This window comes from Paenibacillus sp. EPM92 (assembly GCF_016586185.1).
GTDB lineage: Bacteria > Bacillota > Bacilli > Paenibacillales > NBRC-103111 > Paenibacillus_G > Paenibacillus_G validus.
In genome coordinates this window covers 15,341-32,376 of sequence record NZ_BCPS01000098.1, presented here as the reverse complement: position 1 = coordinate 32,376, position 17,036 = coordinate 15,341, and the positions used below count along the sequence as shown (strand labels likewise).

Sequence of the window (17,036 nt, the reverse complement as noted above, 5' to 3'; positions counted from 1 at the left end):
TTACTGCCGGAAGTATCCATCATCGCAAGAATCAAAGCGTTCGATTGCGGGGTAACAATTTCCTCCCACGTGCGAAACCGCAGGTCGTCCGGACTGATGCGATGAATCCCGGGGGAGCCATCGCGGGAATTTCGCCGCAAGTTCTCCAGGATGGTGCGCTTTTTATCGATATTGGACATGATGCCTTTCTTGCGTACATCGTTAAAAATAATTTCCTTGCTGACGACGTTTTCCTTTTCTTTTTGCTCCAGGTTCGGAAGCTCCAGCTCGTCGAACAGCATCGTCTGCAGTTCTTCCATCTGCACTTCGGCATCGTAGTAGTCTTCTCCGGGCTGGTCGCCTGCGCCTTCTCCTTTGCCGGGTCCTTGAGCGGCTTGCGGGTCTACGCCGAGAACGTCTCCGACCTGGCTGTCACCTGTCCCTTGGCCGACATGTTTACTCTTGTTGTAATTGTAACGAAAACGATATTCGTCCAGACTGCGGATGGGCACCTTGACGATTTGCTTGCCGTCGGACATGACGATGCTTTCATCGGTAACGAGATCGGGCAAATTTTGCTTGATGGCATCGCGGACTTTTTGCTGGTGCCGCGTCTGATCTTGGTAGCCTTTACGATGCAGCGACCAATCCTCGCGGGATACGGTAAACATAGGTTCTGACATGCGGGACACCTCCTCAAAGTTTTGCGTAGCAAAACGATTTCGTAAGCTTAGGAAACCGGCATCGAAAGCGTGGGCGTTACTTCGTCCAAGCGTGATTGGTGAAACTAAAAAAAGTGCTTATTACTAAATATATTCAAGCAGGACGGGGATATGTGAGTGGGGATCCGTCTAATTTTGAGCCCTATTCTCATGCTGCAAGCCGCAGATCGTTCATGTATGCAGGCTGTATGCCGCTGCAAATAAAATCGAGAAGGAGCTGTGCAATCCGCCAGCCCCTTCACCTTCAATTATTTCTAGCTGTCGTGTTATCTTTGACGTCCGAATCTAACGTATTGGTGAGGCTGAGGATGGAGAATGTTCTGGAGAAGTCACCAACGATTCCGCCGCCGGAGCCGCTATACGCTTTGCTTGTCGTTTTCGGGGTAATTTGCAGCACATCCCCGAACGTAACCGTCCCTTCGCCGTTCGTTACTTTGATCGGAGATAAAATAATAACGGGAATAAGATACCTCCTTCTGCTTATTGCACCTGACCAGCCAACTTGTACACTTTTTGGTCAGATGAAAAGGAGCTCGAACGAGCTCCCTCAACATTTCGCCTTCGGATTGTCCGGAAAGAAGACTTTTCACATGAAGAATGGATGATTAGATGACGATGGCAACGGAAACGATGACCAAAAGGATAAAGAGAACAAGGATGACGCCAGTCGACGTGAAACCACCAAAACCTATGTTACTCATACTTTTCACCTCACTTTACTCGAACTGGATCTGATTTCCTCCGGTTAACAAAACCACAAAATAAACAGGACAAGGAATTGTGTCTGTCGTTACGACTACCCGTCGTATAACCTGCACGGCTTCCTGCTGGATGTCCTGTTTGCGATGCTTCCTTCCGCTCCAGCTACTGCATTCTATGAAAGTTATCCGGCTCCAGATTGGACAGTTCAAAGAATGTGTTCTTGTAACGCTAAACGATATGGTAAAATAGTATGAAGTGGAAATTTTATCCAAATTCAAGTCATCAAAGCCCGCTCCCCGAAAGAGCAAGCATCAGGGGGGCACGATTACTGTTTGTCCGGCTGGGGCGTCAACCGGACCTTGCGCATGAAGGCTTCCAGTTCGATGCGGACGTTCGATCCGACCTGGAATACAGAGGACTCAGCCAGATTCAACACGCGAGCCCGGTTCACCGCAATAACCGAAGCGCCGTTACGGACATTCAGCGCGACGCTCTCGTCTGCCATGATCCGTGGGGCGCTTCTTGTCCATGCCGGATTTTCCATGAAGTCTTCGCGATGTGGAAGAGGAGCGGCTGGACGGCTTGCTAACAGCAGATGGACATCCGCACGAATCAGACCGGTATCCCCGCATTGAAATACAGCGCTATCCATGCGATCGCTGCACGATTTTCCATGAAGCCCAAGGGGAACCGTGTCCTCGGTCAAACCCGACTTTGGTCTAGGTCAAAAACTGTTCGCGGGTCCGTACTTCACGAAGTCATAAACATGTAATTTTAGTAATGAAGTATTTTACAGCTCCGGAGATGGCTACGTATCGAATAGGAGAGGGGCATGGCTCATGAAAGGCGAAGGCAAGGAAAAAATACTGCTGCTAACCGGCGCCTTGGGGGACGGGCATAATCAGGCGGCCAGGGCGATCCTCGAAGCTGCAAAGGCGGTACGTCCCGATGTAGAGGTCGTAACGGTCGATTTCCTGGAATGGACGCATCCGTACTTGCACGGCGTCGGTAAATTTTGTTATTTGCAAGGGGTCAAAAGCTTGCCGTCCGTATACGGTTACTTATATCGCAAAACGCGCAACGAAAATACGCTTTCCAACTGGTTCAAGCGCCTGAAATCGTTCAGTGTCCGGCGGATGCTGAAGCTGCTGCGGGACGTTCAGCCGACGGTGGTGGTTTGTACGTTTCCTTCCGCTGCGGCGGCGATGTCCATGGTGAAGATGCACGGCTTGACCGGCGTGCCGACCGTGACTGTACTGACCGATTATACCGATCACAGCTACTGGATACATCCCGGCACCGACCGGTACTTGGTTGGCTCCGAACAGGTGCGGGCATCGCTGCTGCGGCATGGAATCCCGGAATCCCGCATTGCGGTAACCGGCATTCCGGTTCGATTGTCGTTCTGCCAATCATGGAACCGTACGCGGTTAATGGAACGTTACGGATTCGACGATTCGATCCCGACCGTGCTCGTCATGGGGGGAGGCCACGGCTTTATCGGCAAAGAACTCGTCTCCATGCTGGCGGCCAGGCCCCAAGGTCAGCGGCCTTCCGCACGTTTCATCATCGTATGCGGCCGCAACGAGAAGCTGCGTCAGCAGTTGGAGGAGGACCTTCGCGGCGCCGGCGGTCAGGTCCTGGTCACCGGATTCGTCGATCATGTGCACGAGCTGATGGCCGTGTCCGATCTGATTGTAACGAAGCCGGGCGGCCTTACGGTGTCCGAAGCGCTGGCCATGGAGCTGCCGATGCTGCTCTATAAGCCGATCCCGGGACAAGAGCAGGATAACGCCTCGTATCTCGTCAAGATGGGGGCGGCGGTGCAGGCCAAGGATGCCGAACAATTGTCAGCTTTCCTTTCTCATCTAATTATGGATAAATCATCCTTATTGGCGTTGAAAAAAATGGCAAAGCTATGTACCATGAAGGAAGGTGCGATCAATGCGCTCCATTCGATTCTCGCAACCCAGAATTACCACGTTCCCGTTTGGCAGGAAAGCCGGCAAGCAGTCTATGCGAATGCTTGAGGAGACGCGTTATTCCTGTGCAACGGCTGGGCTGTTCACAGGAGGGTTACTGCATGGAGAAAAAGCTGATAGTGGGCTTGATGGTTTTTACCGCCTTGTACATGATTCTGCCCTGGATCATGACCCGGGTGATGGGCATCGGTGTGTTTCGCAAAGGGACCGGCGAGAAGGAAGTGGCCTTTACATTCGACGATGGTCCGGATCCAACGTATACCCCGCAGCTGCTGGATCTGCTCCGTAAGCATCAGGTGCAGGCGACCTTCTTCGTCCTGGGATCCAAAGCCCGGAAGCATCCGGAGCTGATCCGTAGAATGCACCAGGAAGGACATTTGATTGGCGTTCACAATTACGAGCATCTATCCAATTGGCTGCTCCCGCCATGGACAGTGCAGCGTCGTCAGGTGAAGCGTTCTGCGGATATCTTGGAATCGATTACAGGAGTAAGACCGACGCATTACCGCCCGCCTTGGGGCATTATGAACTTGTTCGACTATTGGCTGCTCCGGAAATTTAAAATCGTGCTCTGGTCGGTGATGGTCCAAGACTGGCGAAGTCGTATCGGCTCAACACGAATGAAATCTGTGCTGCTCGAGCGGATCAAGGGCGGCTCCGTCGTGCTGCTGCATGACAGCGGAGAGACGTTCGGCGCCGATCGGGATGCGCCGCTCTATATGCTGGAGGCGCTGGAAGAAGTGATCGTTGAGCTTACCTCGCGCCACTACCGTTATGTCAACGTCGATCAGATGGCGCAAAGCGGAGCGGTCGCCGGCTTCGCGAAGCGAATCGTCGTCGCGCTATGGATGTGCTGGGAACGCGGTTTTGTGAAGCTTATGCGGGTGAAGCCCGTCGATCACGATAATACGCTGCTGCAGCTGCGCGTCACCGAGTACCGGGGCAAGCAAACGATCCATTTGCCCGATGGCGAACGGATCGAGCAGGGCGACCGCATTGCGGAGCTGCACTTGGATAATCATTTGTTGTATCAGCTCGGATCGAGCGCCACCAGCACCGTTCATCTTGCCATCCAACTCGTGCGGCGAACGGAGTTGTTAATGCCGCAAATCATTCGGCTGCTGCAGACCGACCCCGACTATAAGGACGTTAAAGGGCTATACGGGATCAGCATCATCCACCGGGGAACCCGAAAGCTCGGTTTTACGGTTCTCGACTTGCCGAAAGGCATTTTTTCTTCCTTGACCCGAGTATATTTGCGCCTCCTGTTATACATTGTACACCCTCAGGGCAAAGACCGATTAAAGACGAAATCGGACTTGCTCGTACCGAAGATTGTTGCGATTTCCAGCAAAGAACTCATGAACCGCTACATCGCTCTAGGGCAGAAAGGTGTATCCTGAGATGCATAAATATCGCAAGCTTTTGATTCTGACAGCCAGCTACGGCGACGGACACATCCAAGTGTCCAACGTGCTCAAGCATAAGTTCGAGCAGAACGGCTTCCAGAGCGTCAAACTGATCGACTTGTTCGAGGCAGCGCACCCGCTCATGAACACGATCACGAAGTTTCTGTATATCAACAGCGGCGCTTTATCCGCCATCGGCCTCGATTATTACGGATGGAGCTACTATTTGACGAAGAATCTGAAGCAGGACAGCATGCTGGCCAAATGCTTGAACGTTCTTGGCATTCAGAAGCTGATGAAGGTGATCTTACAGGAAAAACCGGACGTCATCGTCAGCACATTTCCGTTCGGCGGCATATCCGACCAGTTGAAGCGCCGCGGCATGTCGATTCTGACGTTTACGATTTTAACCGATTTCGTCTTGCACAACCGCTGGTTGTACTCGATTCCGGACCGGTTTTACGTAGCGACGGAGGATCTGCGCCGGGAGATGATCGAGCGCGGCATTCCGGGCGACATCATTACCGTCAGCGGCATTCCGATTCGCGAGCCGTTCTATGAGACGTCCCGGCCGCGGGAAGATGGCGAGTCGGAGCCCTCCGTACTAATCATGGCGGGAGCCTATGGCGTACTGCGCGATCTGAAGAAAATAACCGGGCAGCTGTTAAGCGCGGCCGGGGTGCGCATTCACGTCGTTTGCGGCAAGAACGATAAGCTGAAGAACGAATTGCAGGCCAGCTTCGCGGCGGACCCGCGGGTGCGCTTATACGGCTTCGTGGACGATATTCACAAGCTGATGAGCCGCTCTTCCTGCATCGTGACGAAGGCCGGCGGCATCACATTGTCGGAAGCGATTCATATCAACGTCCCGATCATCATCTTTAAACCGTTTCCGGGGCAAGAAAAAGAAAACGCGAGTTACCTTTCCGATCAGGGCGTGGCTTTGATCGCGAACGAAATATCGGAGTTAACCCGTCAGGCGAAGGCGATCTTGACCGACGAAAAGATGGCGAATGCGATGAAAAACCGCGCACGCTCGCTGCAGGCCGGCTATGCCGCCAACCGGATCGTCGAAGACGTGTTCCATAGGTTGATGGTGATAGAGAGAACGAGACAAGGCTCAAGCGCGTAAGTTTCGCTAGATGGGGGACGTCATGAGATCATTACAAGCGGTTTTGCAGTCCGCTTCCTTTATTCGCTTGGCCCTGGTGTTGTTTTTTATCGAAGTGGTACGGAGCGCTTTCATTATTTCTTTCCTGCCTGCTTACGCGGCCGACCGTCTCGGCCTTTCCGTCGCGACGGTCGGGCTCGCCGTCTCGGTTCATTACGTGGCCGATACGGCGGTCAAATGCGTCGCCGGTTATTTGCTCGATCGGCTTTCGCCGCGGGTGGTCCTGCACGTGTCGTTGTGCCTCGCATTCGCCGGGCTGTGGCTCTCGTTCGTCAGCGATCAGCCGTGGATGCTGATCCTGGGCTCGGCGCTGATGGGGCTGGGCGTGTCCCCGATCTGGCTCATCTGCCTAAGCTCGATTGAAGAAGACAACCGTGGCTCGCAGATGGGTACGATTTATACGGTATGGCTGGCAAGCCTCGGGCTTGGCCCGGTCGCGGTCAACTTCGTCATCGACAACGGTTACGGGTTGACCTTCTGGCTGCTCGCCGCGATCTTCGCTGCCGGTTGGGCGGTCGCGATCGGCTGGAACATTCAAATCAAGCCGATACCGAGCTTTACGTTCAAGGAGCAAATGGCGCAGCTTCATCTCAAGCTCGTTGCCATGAAGCCGCTCGTACCCGGCATGGTGCTGCAGACGGCTGCGGCCGGCCTGCTCGTGCCGATCCTGCCGACCTTCGCCCATCAGCACCTGGGTCTCAGCTACTCCCACTACTCGCTTGTGCTCATAACCGGGGGCGTTGTGACGACGTTGTGCCTGATACCGATGGGCCGATGGTCTGACCGCTACGGGCAGAAGCGTTTTCTCGTGCTGGGCTTCAGCGCGTTGGCGGTAGGGATGGCCGGACTGTTGTTTGCCTCGAATCTCTATGCCGCCATGCTGCTGGCTGCGCTTCTGGGCGGCTCCTACGCCGCCGTACTGCCTGCCTGGAATGCGCTCATGTCCTATTTCGTCCCACCCGATCAGAAGGGAATGGGCTGGGGCGTGCTGTCGAGCATCGAGGGTCTTGGCGTCATGATCGGGCCGCTCATCGGCGGCTGGTTGGCCAGCTTGTATAACGAGACGGTGACGGTCGTCACCAGCGCCTGTTTGCTGGCTGTTATCGCGTTGTTTTACATGTGGATGCCGCTCGCGAAACCGTCTGCGGCAGGAGGCCGGGCGGAGGGATAAGAAACACCGGCAGGCTGCCCGGCTATTGGGGTTCCGGCTTGGCTCACACGTACGATTTGCCCTTGGTCAGTATGCAGGGAACGCCTTTGCCGACGGCGCCGGGCTGCGACATTTTCTCCAAATAACGAAGACCTCGTTCGCATTTGCGGCAGCGGGCGCAAACGTCGGACAGCACGACCTTCATATTAAATTGATTTTTGTCGACGGACGATACGGGCGTCTTTTTTTTCGATTTGTTGTTTTTGCTCATGACATTCATCTCCCAAGGCTTGGTTGTAGCATTGTATGAAGCGGATAAGGCTTTTGCCACGGGGGTGCGGGTTTGGGGAATAAAAAATTTACACAGATTGTACGTGGTCCCAATGTCCAACGGCTCATCTTTTTCGACAGCGCCAGCAGGAGTTTTGGCGCATGATGTCGTACTATTTCCAGTAGGGCTTGAAAGATCCGATTGCGAAGGCCCGGCCGGAGGAGGACGACTTATGAAGTTTACCATTTGCCAGACGGTTACTATCGTTGATATGAACGAGGAAATAATGGCCGAAGTATTGTTTGAACACGGGGAATTTGAGATCCCTGCGCTCGCCATCGGTTCCTCGGTCGTTTCTTACCAATTGGGATTGAAGCAGTTTGAAGTGGTGTATGACAAAAGGGAAGGCAAGCGTCAACGGTTCAAGGTGGTCGACATTGAGATCGACTTGATCCAACAGCCGGCATCTACGCGTGCGTTTCTTGAGCCCGTCACCTTAATCATCGGTCAACACGACATCGGCCTCATGTAACCTTGCTTTCACTCCGCACATGCGCTCCCGCCCGCCGCCGCTCTCCATAAGGCGCCGGGCGGGATTTTTTCATAAAAGGTTCATTTGGCACTTCGGGCAATATGTTCTATGATAAGGAAGAAGCGGAGGTGAACAACGATGAACAGAACGTTTGTAGGGCTTGGGGCGATCTGCGCCTTCTTGTCTGTGGCCTTTGGAGCGTTCGGCGCCCATGCGTTGAAGAAAGTGCTGACGGCGGACATGCTGGCAAACTACCAAACCGGAGTGCAGTATCAAATGATGCACGCGCTCGGTCTTATCGCGGTCGGCTTGGCGTTTGCTGCGATTCCTGACAGCCGTCAGCTTCGGTGGGCAGGCTGGTTCATGTTTGCGGGCATTGTTATATTTTCGGGGAGCTTATACGTATTGAGCTTAACGGGAATTAGAACGCTAGGGGCGATTACGCCGATCGGGGGCGTAGCTTTTTTGCTGGGCTGGGGAATGCTGGCCGCGGCGGTCTATCGAAAAAAATCGAACATTTAACCTATTTTTTCGGCGAATTCGCCGATTTTTTTATGTATAACGCCACAAAACTTGTTATTTTTTGTCTGATGGGCAGGAAAACCGGTGATTGTCGTAGAAATGTTCTCTAAAGACCTATATCGGCGCAGGTCGTCATGGGTATAACGACGCATGCGTATAAAGGGGGACATCCATGAGTAGGACAAACGAAGCGGGGAATGCAATTTATCGGCATCAGTACGGTCGTTACTTCATAGTGGTTTTGGGCTTTGCCGGGATGAGTTTCCTTGCCTCCGTGTTCCTTCCTCCCCCCATCGTATGGTTGTTCAGCGGCGTAACCCTCTTCTCTGCGCTCGGTTTCTGGCGCATGTCGGCTGCCCCCGCTGCGGGGCATTTGAGCGCAGGTCAAACGCCCGGGCCGTTACAGGCCGTCCAGGAGGCCCAAGAGCAGCTTGAAGTTTTGGGGGCGTTATACACCCATAACCCCAGCGGCATCGCCATTCTGGACGGACAGGGCTGCGTCGTTCGTTTAAACCCGTCGGCCGAGCAAATGCTGGGCTACCGCGAAGACGAATTGAAGGGTCGATCGATTGCCGAATTCCTGGCGTCCGACCGGATCAAAACAGCAGCAACGCTTTTCGCGGAAGTGCTGAAAGGCACGCCGAGGTCGTTCAAGTCGGCTGTCATTCATAAAGAAGGGTACCGCGTCGATCTCGATACGACGGCCGTGCCGATTAAAAGCGGAGCGGGTGTGAAAGGCATCCTCGTCATCAGCACCGACATGACGGCGGCCAGACGCTCGGAAGAACAAATTCGCCATATGGCTTACTACGATGATATGACCGGGCTGCCGAACCGGCGCCTGTTCGTGCAGCAGCTGGAATCGGCGATGGCTGCCATTACAATAAGCCATAACCGGCTCGCTGTTTTTTTCACCGATATCGACCGGTTCAAAATGGTTAATGACGGCTTCGGCCACGATTACGGAGACATGCTGCTCCTTCAGGTGGCGGAGCGGTTTACCCGCTGCTTGTCGGAGAACGATTTTATGGCCCGGACGGAAGGCGACGAGTTCGCTTTGTTCTTTAACGGGCTGGCGCCGGGTAACGAAATCGAGCAGGTGAGTGTCATCGCGGATTCGTTGACCGGCGTATTGGAGGAGCCGTTCATGCTGGAGCAGTATCAGGTCAACATCACGGCCAGCATCGGGATCACGCTCGTCTCCGAGGACGAGCGAAGCGTCGAAGAGGTGATGAAATGCGCCGATATGGCGCTCACCCGGGCCAAGGAGAAAGGCCGCAATAACTATCAGCTGTTTAACAGTCAGATGAAATCCGCATCGCTGGAGAAGCTGACCATGGAGCAGGAACTTCGGCGCGCCATCGCTAAAGACGAGCTGGTGCTGTATTACCAGCCGCAAATGGACATCGCCTCGCAACGCATCGTCGGCTTCGAAGCGCTCGTCAGGTGGGCGCATCCGGAACGCGGAATCGTTTCCCCGGGCCACTTCATTCCGTTCGCGGAAGAAAGCGGTTTGATTGTGCCGATCGGCGAGTGGGTATTGAAAGAAGCGTGCCGGCAAAATAAACATTGGCAGGAGCAAGGCTACAGCCCGCCGCCGGTGTCCGTCAATTTGTCCACGCGGCAATTTTTGCAGCACAACCTGACCGGCAAAGTGGCGGAGGTACTGGAACTGACAGGTCTCGATGCGGCTCAGCTGGAGCTGGAAATTACGGAGAGCAGCACGATGGACGTGGAATATTCGATCGATCAGCTGCACGAGCTGAAGAACCTAGGCGTGACCATCAGCATCGACGATTTTGGGACGGGATACAGCTCGCTTTCCTATCTGAAGAAATTTCCAATCGATAAGCTGAAGATCGATCAATCGTTCGTTCGCGATATTATGACCGATCCGAACGATGCGGCGATCGTCGCTTCCATCATTGCGATGACGAGACATATGAAGCTGAAAGTAATCGCCGAAGGCGTCGAAACCGAAGAACAGCTTCAATTTCTGTATCATAACCGGTGCGATGAAATCCAAGGCTACTACTTCAGTCCGCCGCTCAGCGTCGAGGCCGCGGAATTGTTGATGAAAGAACGCATGTAAGCGAAAACGGCAGCCGAAACCGGCTGCCGTCTTTGTTCTTCCGTATCAGTTAGCTGATTTCGAAGTCGTCGATCTCATTGATTTGGAGCAAGTACACCTTTTTCTCGTCGACGTGGTAAACGGATAAGTTGCCGCTAGGCGGGTCGATGTTGATAATGCGGCAAGGCATGCTGAGCTTTACGCCTTTCTCTTTGACAATGGACAAGCGCAGGAGCGAATTGTTCTCCTGACACTTCTTCATCTCCTCCCAGATGGAACGGTGGGGATCCGATTCCGCCCGGCGCGCCCCCTTTGCGCCCGGCGTTTGCGGCGCTTCCGTATTCTCCGGCGGCACCTTTAGATGTGAAGCCGCCGGGAACGGCTTCACATGCCGCTTCGAGATCGCTTCCTTCAGGGCGTACTCGATCTTTTTTCCTAACTCTACGCCCTCTTTCACTTGATAGTCTTCGACTTTATCTGAATTCAACAGATGCAGCAGCGTCTCCAAGGCCAGCCCGTTGGTTTCTTCCTCAATGAGGATATCCACTTTGAATAAAAATTTCCGTCTCGGCTTTTGTGGGTCATCCATATTGGCCGTACCTCCTAATTGCTTTCATCTGTACTACTATACCATGTTTTGACGTAAGGCTGTAGATCTATGGACAAGGCTCACACCGCGTGTGAGAATCATGCACCGAGGGGGCGTCTGCATCATATAGTGATAGCATATTGATCTTGAGGAGGGGTGCTTGATCATGATGCGAATGGAACCGGTTGAGGTAGGCGGCCGCACCGCACTCGCGATCGAGGTAAAGCTGCCGTTAACGACCCTGTTGGCCGTCACGACCGACAAGGGATATATCATGTGCGGTGCGCTCGACGTCGACTTGCTGAACCGGAAGCTGAAGGAGCGGGGCATCATTGCAGGGCGGGCGACGGGCGTTCGCACGATTGAGGAACTGCTCGAATCGCCGCTCGAATCGGTCACGTATAAGGCTGAGGAGCTGGGGATTACGCCGGGGATGAAGGGCAGCGATGCTGTTGCGCTGATGTTCTGAACGAAGCGGGGCTCGCCATTCGACGGATGGCCGATCGACGATTGCGTAAGTTCCGGATACTTGGGGCAGTTGAGCTGTCCCTTTTTCTGTTTTCCGATTTGCCGTGGGGAAGGAAGCGTTCTATAATGGGGTCAGCAAGTCACGGAAGCAGAGAGCGGAGGGTTCTTGATGATCAGTGACGACTTTACATTCAACGATACGGAGGGCGTGCTGATTACGGTGCATCGTTGGCTCCCTGAAGAGGGAGCGCCGGTTAAGGCCGTTGTGCAGATTGCCCACGGTTTGGCGGAAAGGGCACAGCGATACGCTCGTCTGGCGGATAAGCTGACCCGCTCGGGCTATGCCGTTTATGCGAACGATCATCGGGGGCACGGCCTGACGGCCGGGACCCCTGACCGGGTTACGCATATCGGCCCGAACGGCTTTGACCGGATGGCCGAGGCGATGGTGCAGCTGACGGACCGTATCCGTCTGGATTATCCGGGGCTTCCGGTCTACGTGCTCGGGCACAGTATGGGTTCTTTTTTGACGCTGCTGTACATGGAACGTTATCCCGGGAAGGCGGACGGCTTCGTCTTGTCGGGGACGAAAGGGAAGCAAACCATCCTGCATGGCCTTGGTTTCGCACTTGGCGGACTGTTCTCGGCCCTTCAAGGGGGGACGCACCGCAATCGCCTGCTGAACTGGCTGACGACGGGGCAGCACAACCTGCCGTTTCGCCCGAACCGCACCAGGCATGATTGGTTAAGCCGGGACGAGGCGGAGGTCGATGCCTATGCCGGAGATCCGCTCTGCAACGCAGCGGCTACGAACGAGTGTATCCGGTATATGATTAAAGGGCTGCTCGACGCCCATCGTCCCGAACAACTGCGGCGCATTCCGAAATCGCTTCCGGTGTATTTGTTTGCCGGAGAGCGGGATCCTGTCGGCGGTATGGGGAAATCGTTCTTATGGCTGGTGCGCGAGCTCCAGAGCCAAGGGCTTCACGACGTGAGCTATAAGCTGTATCCGGACGGAAGGCATGAGATGCTGAACGAAACGAATCGGGAAGAAGTCATGGAGGACTTGCTGCAGTGGCTCGAAGCCCGCGTGAACGCGGTAAGCGCAAGGCCGTAAGGAAGGGGAGTGCGGGAACTGGACGTTCAGAAAATATCGACGCGAAAAATATACGAGGTCATAGCCGATCAAATTAAAGCGCAAATTACGGGCGGACAGTTGAAGCCGGGAGAGAAGCTGCCTTCGACGAAAGAATTGTCGGAGCTCTTTCAGGTAGGCCGTTCGACGGTCCGGGAAGCGCTCAGCGCTTTAAAAGCGATGGGACTGGTCGAAGTCCATCAGGGCGAAGGCAGTTACGTGCGGAGCATCGCTTCCGAGGATGTCGGCCTGCCGGAATGGAATGCGCTGCTCATGAACCGGGAGACGGTTCTCGATCTGATCGAAGCGCGCAAGGCGCTCGAAACGTCCAATGCGGCGCTGGCGGCGGAGAAGCGGACGGAGGACGACCTGCGCAGGTTCGAATCGATTTTGCAGCGCATGGAGCGGCATCTGGGCGATGAAGAGGAGGGGGAACGGTCCGACATCGAATTTCATCTGGCGCTTGCGGAAGCGACGCATAATGCGATCCTGGTGCGGATGATCGATTCCATCTCTTCGCAGATGCAGCTGGCGATTCGGGAGACGCGCCGGCTTCAAATGTACGGAAGCCGCGCCGTCTCCGAGCAGCTTTGGCGGGACCATCAAGCTGTGTATGAAGCGGTGAAGAGGCAGGATGCCGAGGAGGCCCGCGAAGCCATGCGCCGCCATTTGTTTCATGTCGAACGGGGGCTCGTGCCGTATTTGAACAAGTAAACCGGCGAAGATCGGTACGTTCGACCGATCCTTCTTAGGAGTTCCGTTTCGGAAAGCCGAAGACGAGCAAAACAAAGCCGATCAGGCCAAACAACCAGACGAACAGGTTGTCGGTTAGTTGGGGGTAGACCGGCGAGACATCATAGCCTCGGCTCCGGCCGATCGTCGGCAAGTAGGCCGCGACTTTCGCGGCGATCCGTTCGGCTGTGTAAAAGGCGCCGGAGACGATCAAAAACAACGCCCAGCTTTTTGTAAAAGTCGTTACCCATGGACAGGACTCCTTCGGCGTTTGCTGGATTACTCTTACATGGACGGTAATTGATGGATAAAAGTTGCGAAATGGAGGAGCGCGGCCTTCTCAAAAACCAACTTATCTGATAACCTGATAAGTGTACGGCGAGTTCACTCGAAAAGGATGGGACTATGCGATGCGCGTTTCGCTATTTATTACGTGTTTGGCGGATCAGCTCTACCCCGAGGTGGGCGAGAGCGTCGTTCGTCTGTTGCACCGTTACGGCTGTGAGGTAGATTTTCCGGAAGCGCAGACATGCTGCGGACAGCCCGCCTATAACAGCGGCTATCAGGACGAAGCCCGAGAGGTCGCCCGCCAATTCATTCGCGCCTTCGAGCACAGCGACTATGTGGTCTCCCCTTCGGGCTCCTGCACCGGCATGGTTCACCATTATTATCCGCAATTGTTCGAGAAGGAGCCGGTTTGGCAGGCGAAGGCGGAAGCGCTCATCGGGAAAACGTACGAATTTTCGCAATTTCTCGTGAATGTGCTGGGCGTGAAGGATTTAGGCGCGGAACTGCCGGTGAAAGCGACCTACCATCCGTCCTGTCATGCGACCCGCTTGCTTGGCGTTCGCGAGGAGCCGGGCGAGCTGCTGCGCAACGTGAAGGGACTTGAGCTGATCGACCTGCCGAAGAAGGAAGACTGCTGCGGCTTCGGCGGTACGTTCTCCGTGAAGATGGCCGATATCTCGGAAGCGATGGTGTGCGAGAAGGCCGGCCATGTATGCTCGACGGGCGCGAATGTGCTGATCGGCTCGGATATGGGTTGTCTGATGAATATCGACGGCCGGTTGAATAAAGAGAACAAGCCGGTGCGCGTCATGCATTTGGCCCAGGTGCTCGAAGAAGGAGTGAAGCGCAGTGAGTCTAAAAGCCGAAACTGACAAACAATTGATCGGCACGGGGCTGAAGCGGAGAACCGAAGAAGCGCTTGCCAACGAGTTTCTGCGCAAAGCCGTCTCGTTCACGACGGACAAGTTGAAGACCGGGAAGCTGCAGGCGACGGACGAGTTCGGCAGCTGGGAGGCATGGCGCGAACGCGGCAGAGAGATCCGCAAGCATGTCGTCGAGAACCTGGACTATTACTTGACGCAATTCTCCGATAACGTGGCTAAGGCCGGCGGCAACGTCTATTTCTGCTCAACCGGCGAGGAAGCGGTGCAAACCTTCCTCGAGATCGCCAAGAAGCGGGACGCCAAGCTGGTGGCGAAGGGCAAGTCGATGGTGTCCGAGGAAATCCGCCTGAACCATCGGCTGGAGGAGCAGGGCATTGAAGCGATCGAAACCGACCTCGGCGAATACATCCTTCAGCTGGCCCAAGAAACGCCGTCGCATCTGATCATACCGGCTATACATAAGAACAAGCAGCAAATCGCGGACTTGTTCTCGAATGAAGCGGGCGAGACGTTCGCGCCCGATACGAAAGTGCTGGCGGGGTACGCACGCGGACGCTTGCGCAACTATTTCCTTGAAGCGGACATCGGGTTGACCGGCTGTAATTTCGGCGTGGCGGAATCCGGGGCGATTACGCTTGTTTCGAACGAAGGCAACGGGCGTATGGTCTCAACGGTGCCCCCATGCCACGTCGTGATCATGGGGATGGAACGGCTCGTGCCGACGTACGACGATTTGGAGGTCATGCTGAACCTGCTGGCGCGCAGCGCCACCGGTCAGAAGCTGACGACCTACACGTCGATGATTACGGGGCCGCGCCGCGAAGGGGAGCTCGACGGACCGGAGGAGCTGCATCTGATCATTCTCGACAACGGACGCTCCGCACAGCTTGGCGATCCGGTATTTCAAGAAGTGCTGCACTGCATCCGCTGCGCCGCCTGCTTGAATGCCTGCCCGGTCTACCGCCATGTGGGCGGCCATACCTACGGCAGCGTATACAGCGGCCCGATCGGCGCCGTGCTGACGCCGCTGCTGCAGCAGGATATGAAGGAGGCAGGGCAGTTGGCGTATGCGTCCAGCTTGTGCGGCGCCTGTTACGAGGCTTGTCCGGTGAAAATACCGCTGCACGACATGCTCGTCCAGCTGCGTGCCCGCAAAGTGAAGCAGGGCTTCACGCCTCTGGCCGAGCGGATTGCGTTCAAGACGTTCCAAACGGCGTTCGGCCATGTGAAGCTGTATAAGCTGGCGGCCCGGTCGGCGTATTACGCGCTGAAGCCTTTCGCGAAGCGGGGCTACCTCAAGAAGGCGCCGGGACCGGCGGCGGGATGGACGCAGTCGCGCCACTTCCCGATGCTGGCGGAACGCCCGTTCCGGGATCGCTGGAGCGAGCTGCAGCGGGAGCTGAAGCGGCAGCCGGCGAAGGCCGCGAGCGCAGCGAATGAGGCGGATGCGCTTGCCAATCAAGAGCAGCCACCGCAAGGAGGGCGGCAGCATGACTAAAGGAACGATACGAGGCCGGGAAGCGTTCATGGCGAAGCTCTCATCGGGACTCGGGCGGCAAGCCGTCCCGACGCAGCCGCCGGCGCATCCGAATCGCGGCGTGCCGGATTTTTATAAAGAGATCGCTTGGACGACGGAGGAAAAGATTGAAGCGTTCAGCCGCAATTGGACCGCGTTGACGGGCAAAGTGCTCGTCGTCGAGGAAGCGGAGGCCCGCGCGAAGATCGGCGAATGGCTGCGCGAGATCGCGGCCGAGCTCGGCGTCACCGGCGTATCCCGCTGGGAGCACGAAGGGCTGAAGGCGCTCGGGCTCGACGAAACGCTGGCGGCGGACGGCATCCCGGTCGTGCCGTGGCGGCCGATCGGGGAGGGCTCGCCGCTGGCGCCGGACCCGGCTGCAGCGGCGAGCGCCGTTGGCCCGGGCTGGGCGCGGCGAAGCGCGCTGCTTCGCCGTACGGAGCGCTGCGAGCTCGGCGTCGTCTGGCCGGATTACGCCGTCGCGGGCACGGCTACGCTTGTGCTGCAATGCTCGCCGCACCGCGGCCGTTCGGTCAGCCTGCTGACGAGCACTCTGTTCGCGGTGTTCCGCGCCGACCAGCTCGTCACGCGGATGGGCGAAGCGTTCGCGCACCTGAGCAGAGGAACCGAGACGCCGGAACAGTACGCCTCCTCGATCAACCTGATTACCGGTCCGAGCCGCAGCGCCGATATCGAGAACGATCTGACGATTGGCATTCACGGGCCCGGCAACGTCTATGCGGTCATCATCAAATAACCCCGGTTTCCGTCAGATGCTGCGTGCAGGCGAACGCGTTTCGGCGTACGTGCGTGCATACGCGGTTCGGGCTGCGCCTCTTTCATCCGCTCGTATAGGCCGATCGTCATGCAAGGCCAAAGGCCCGGGACCTATCGCACTCTCACACCTGTCATA

General features: G+C 55.9%; 20 protein-coding genes. 13 read left to right on the top strand and 7 right to left on the bottom strand.

What is annotated here, in order from left to right; all coding sequences use genetic code 11:
* From JMF85_RS24640 to JMF85_RS24630, 4 genes are all read right to left on the bottom strand, one after another.
* Positions 1 to 662: DUF444 family protein (locus tag JMF85_RS24640; protein ID WP_201319069.1), on the bottom strand; the 662-nt coding region annotated here is incomplete at its 3' end.
* 283 nt (positions 663 to 945) lie between these two features.
* Positions 946 to 1,164, bottom strand: a complete 219-nt coding sequence (locus JMF85_RS24635; protein ID WP_201319070.1) for a spore germination protein — start codon at positions 1,162 to 1,164, stop codon at positions 946 to 948.
* Positions 1,165 to 1,306: 142 nt separating this feature from the next.
* Positions 1,307 to 1,402, bottom strand: coding sequence for a dihydroorotate dehydrogenase (locus JMF85_RS28245; RefSeq protein ID WP_127609952.1), 96 nt, complete (start codon positions 1,400 to 1,402; stop codon positions 1,307 to 1,309).
* Positions 1,403 to 1,728: 326 nt separating this feature from the next.
* Positions 1,729 to 2,055, bottom strand: a complete 327-nt coding sequence (locus JMF85_RS24630; RefSeq protein ID WP_054799991.1) for a spore germination protein GerPE — start codon at positions 2,053 to 2,055, stop codon at positions 1,729 to 1,731.
* 187 nt (positions 2,056 to 2,242) lie between these two features.
* Here JMF85_RS24630 and JMF85_RS24625 point away from each other — a divergent pair, with 187 nt between their 5' ends.
* The 4 genes from JMF85_RS24625 to JMF85_RS24610 are packed head-to-tail and all read left to right on the top strand — an operon-like array spanning position 2,243 to position 7,136.
* Positions 2,243 to 3,433, top strand: a complete 1,191-nt coding sequence (locus JMF85_RS24625; RefSeq protein ID WP_201319068.1) for an MGDG synthase family glycosyltransferase — start codon at positions 2,243 to 2,245, stop codon at positions 3,431 to 3,433.
* A gap of 53 nt (positions 3,434 to 3,486) precedes the next feature.
* A complete protein-coding gene (locus tag JMF85_RS24620; protein ID WP_127609948.1) occupies positions 3,487 to 4,788 on the top strand; it encodes a polysaccharide deacetylase family protein in 1,302 nt (433 codons plus the stop codon).
* A gap of 1 nt (position 4,789) precedes the next feature.
* Positions 4,790 to 5,926, top strand: coding sequence for an MGDG synthase family glycosyltransferase (locus tag JMF85_RS24615; protein WP_054797540.1), 1,137 nt, complete (start codon positions 4,790 to 4,792; stop codon positions 5,924 to 5,926).
* A 22-nt stretch (positions 5,927 to 5,948) separates the two neighbouring features.
* Positions 5,949 to 7,136, top strand: a complete 1,188-nt coding sequence (locus JMF85_RS24610; RefSeq protein WP_127609946.1) for an MFS transporter — start codon at positions 5,949 to 5,951, stop codon at positions 7,134 to 7,136.
* 43 nt (positions 7,137 to 7,179) lie between these two features.
* On the opposite strand, the gene JMF85_RS24605 is transcribed toward JMF85_RS24610, so the two are convergent.
* Positions 7,180 to 7,386, bottom strand: a complete 207-nt coding sequence (locus tag JMF85_RS24605) for a hypothetical protein (RefSeq protein WP_372814215.1) — start codon at positions 7,384 to 7,386, stop codon at positions 7,180 to 7,182.
* Between the two features lie 232 nt (positions 7,387 to 7,618).
* Here JMF85_RS24605 and JMF85_RS24600 point away from each other — a divergent pair, with 232 nt between their 5' ends.
* From JMF85_RS24600 to JMF85_RS24590, 3 genes are all read left to right on the top strand, one after another.
* Entirely contained in the window at positions 7,619 to 7,918 is a 300-nt protein-coding gene (locus tag JMF85_RS24600; RefSeq protein WP_054797538.1) for a hypothetical protein, read from the top strand.
* A 138-nt stretch (positions 7,919 to 8,056) separates the two neighbouring features.
* Entirely contained in the window at positions 8,057 to 8,440 is a 384-nt protein-coding gene (locus tag JMF85_RS24595) for a DUF423 domain-containing protein (RefSeq protein ID WP_141335139.1), read from the top strand.
* A gap of 172 nt (positions 8,441 to 8,612) precedes the next feature.
* Positions 8,613 to 10,532 carry a putative bifunctional diguanylate cyclase/phosphodiesterase gene (locus tag JMF85_RS24590; protein WP_201319067.1) on the top strand — a complete coding sequence of 640 codons (1,920 nt, stop codon included), beginning with the start codon at positions 8,613 to 8,615 and terminating at the stop codon, positions 10,530 to 10,532.
* A gap of 49 nt (positions 10,533 to 10,581) precedes the next feature.
* On the opposite strand, the gene JMF85_RS24585 is transcribed toward JMF85_RS24590, so the two are convergent.
* A complete protein-coding gene (locus tag JMF85_RS24585; protein WP_127609938.1) occupies positions 10,582 to 11,100 on the bottom strand; it encodes a hypothetical protein in 519 nt (172 codons plus the stop codon).
* Between the two features lie 166 nt (positions 11,101 to 11,266).
* Between JMF85_RS24585 and JMF85_RS24580 the strand changes: the two genes are divergently transcribed.
* The 3 genes from JMF85_RS24580 to JMF85_RS24570 all read left to right on the top strand — a co-directional run bounded on the left by JMF85_RS24580 (position 11,267) and on the right by JMF85_RS24570 (position 13,417).
* Positions 11,267 to 11,569: a YunC family protein gene (locus tag JMF85_RS24580; RefSeq protein WP_054797535.1), complete on the top strand. Its 303-nt coding sequence runs from the start codon at positions 11,267 to 11,269 to the stop codon at positions 11,567 to 11,569.
* Between the two features lie 168 nt (positions 11,570 to 11,737).
* Positions 11,738 to 12,685, top strand: a complete 948-nt coding sequence (locus JMF85_RS24575) for an alpha/beta hydrolase (RefSeq protein WP_141335132.1) — start codon at positions 11,738 to 11,740, stop codon at positions 12,683 to 12,685.
* An 18-nt stretch (positions 12,686 to 12,703) separates the two neighbouring features.
* Positions 12,704 to 13,417 (top strand): FadR/GntR family transcriptional regulator, encoded by a 714-nt coding sequence (locus JMF85_RS24570; protein WP_155615522.1) that lies wholly within the window; start codon positions 12,704 to 12,706, stop codon positions 13,415 to 13,417.
* 34 nt (positions 13,418 to 13,451) lie between these two features.
* Here JMF85_RS24570 and JMF85_RS24565 read toward each other — a convergent pair whose 3' ends face one another.
* Positions 13,452 to 13,649, bottom strand: a complete 198-nt coding sequence (locus JMF85_RS24565) for a hypothetical protein (protein WP_236595984.1) — start codon at positions 13,647 to 13,649, stop codon at positions 13,452 to 13,454.
* A gap of 196 nt (positions 13,650 to 13,845) precedes the next feature.
* Here JMF85_RS24565 and JMF85_RS24560 point away from each other — a divergent pair, with 196 nt between their 5' ends.
* From JMF85_RS24560 to JMF85_RS24550, 3 genes are read left to right on the top strand one after another with little or no spacing between them, the layout of a single operon-like run.
* Positions 13,846 to 14,595 (top strand): (Fe-S)-binding protein, encoded by a 750-nt coding sequence (locus JMF85_RS24560; RefSeq protein WP_054799986.1) that lies wholly within the window; start codon positions 13,846 to 13,848, stop codon positions 14,593 to 14,595.
* On the top strand, positions 14,573 to 16,105 hold the full coding sequence (locus JMF85_RS24555) for a LutB/LldF family L-lactate oxidation iron-sulfur protein (RefSeq protein WP_201319065.1): 1,533 nt from the start codon (positions 14,573 to 14,575) through the stop codon (positions 16,103 to 16,105). The genes JMF85_RS24560 and JMF85_RS24555 overlap by 23 nt, the downstream gene beginning before the upstream one ends.
* A complete protein-coding gene (locus JMF85_RS24550) occupies positions 16,098 to 16,880 on the top strand; it encodes a LutC/YkgG family protein (RefSeq protein WP_155615512.1) in 783 nt (260 codons plus the stop codon). Before JMF85_RS24555 ends, JMF85_RS24550 begins: the two co-directional genes overlap by 8 nt.
* Positions 16,881 to 17,036 lie beyond the last annotated feature (156 nt).

Bases quoted from the DNA above. Each gene is read 5' to 3' on its own strand.
- JMF85_RS24575 (WP_141335132.1), top strand. From the start codon at position 11,738: ATGATCAGTGACGACTTTACATTCAACGATACGGAGGGCGTGCTGATT.
- JMF85_RS24590 (WP_201319067.1), top strand. From the start codon at position 8,613: ATGAGTAGGACAAACGAAGCGGGGAATGCAATTTATCGGCATCAGTAC.
- JMF85_RS24595 (WP_141335139.1), top strand. From the start codon at position 8,057: ATGAACAGAACGTTTGTAGGGCTTGGGGCGATCTGCGCCTTCTTGTCT.
- JMF85_RS24585 (WP_127609938.1), bottom strand. From the start codon at position 11,100: ATGGATGACCCACAAAAGCCGAGACGGAAATTTTTATTCAAAGTGGAT.
- JMF85_RS28245 (WP_127609952.1), bottom strand. From the start codon at position 1,402: ATGAGTAACATAGGTTTTGGTGGTTTCACGTCGACTGGCGTCATCCTT.
- JMF85_RS24550 (WP_155615512.1), top strand. From the start codon at position 16,098: ATGACTAAAGGAACGATACGAGGCCGGGAAGCGTTCATGGCGAAGCTC.
- JMF85_RS24630 (WP_054799991.1), bottom strand. From the start codon at position 2,055: ATGGATAGCGCTGTATTTCAATGCGGGGATACCGGTCTGATTCGTGCG.
- JMF85_RS24600 (WP_054797538.1), top strand. From the start codon at position 7,619: ATGAAGTTTACCATTTGCCAGACGGTTACTATCGTTGATATGAACGAG.
- JMF85_RS24580 (WP_054797535.1), top strand. From the start codon at position 11,267: ATGATGCGAATGGAACCGGTTGAGGTAGGCGGCCGCACCGCACTCGCG.
- JMF85_RS24605 (WP_372814215.1), bottom strand. From the start codon at position 7,386: ATGAGCAAAAACAACAAATCGAAAAAAAAGACGCCCGTATCGTCCGTC.
- JMF85_RS24620 (WP_127609948.1), top strand. From the start codon at position 3,487: ATGGAGAAAAAGCTGATAGTGGGCTTGATGGTTTTTACCGCCTTGTAC.
- JMF85_RS24610 (WP_127609946.1), top strand. From the start codon at position 5,949: ATGAGATCATTACAAGCGGTTTTGCAGTCCGCTTCCTTTATTCGCTTG.
- JMF85_RS24560 (WP_054799986.1), top strand. From the start codon at position 13,846: ATGCGCGTTTCGCTATTTATTACGTGTTTGGCGGATCAGCTCTACCCC.
- JMF85_RS24615 (WP_054797540.1), top strand. From the start codon at position 4,790: ATGCATAAATATCGCAAGCTTTTGATTCTGACAGCCAGCTACGGCGAC.
- JMF85_RS24625 (WP_201319068.1), top strand. From the start codon at position 2,243: ATGAAAGGCGAAGGCAAGGAAAAAATACTGCTGCTAACCGGCGCCTTG.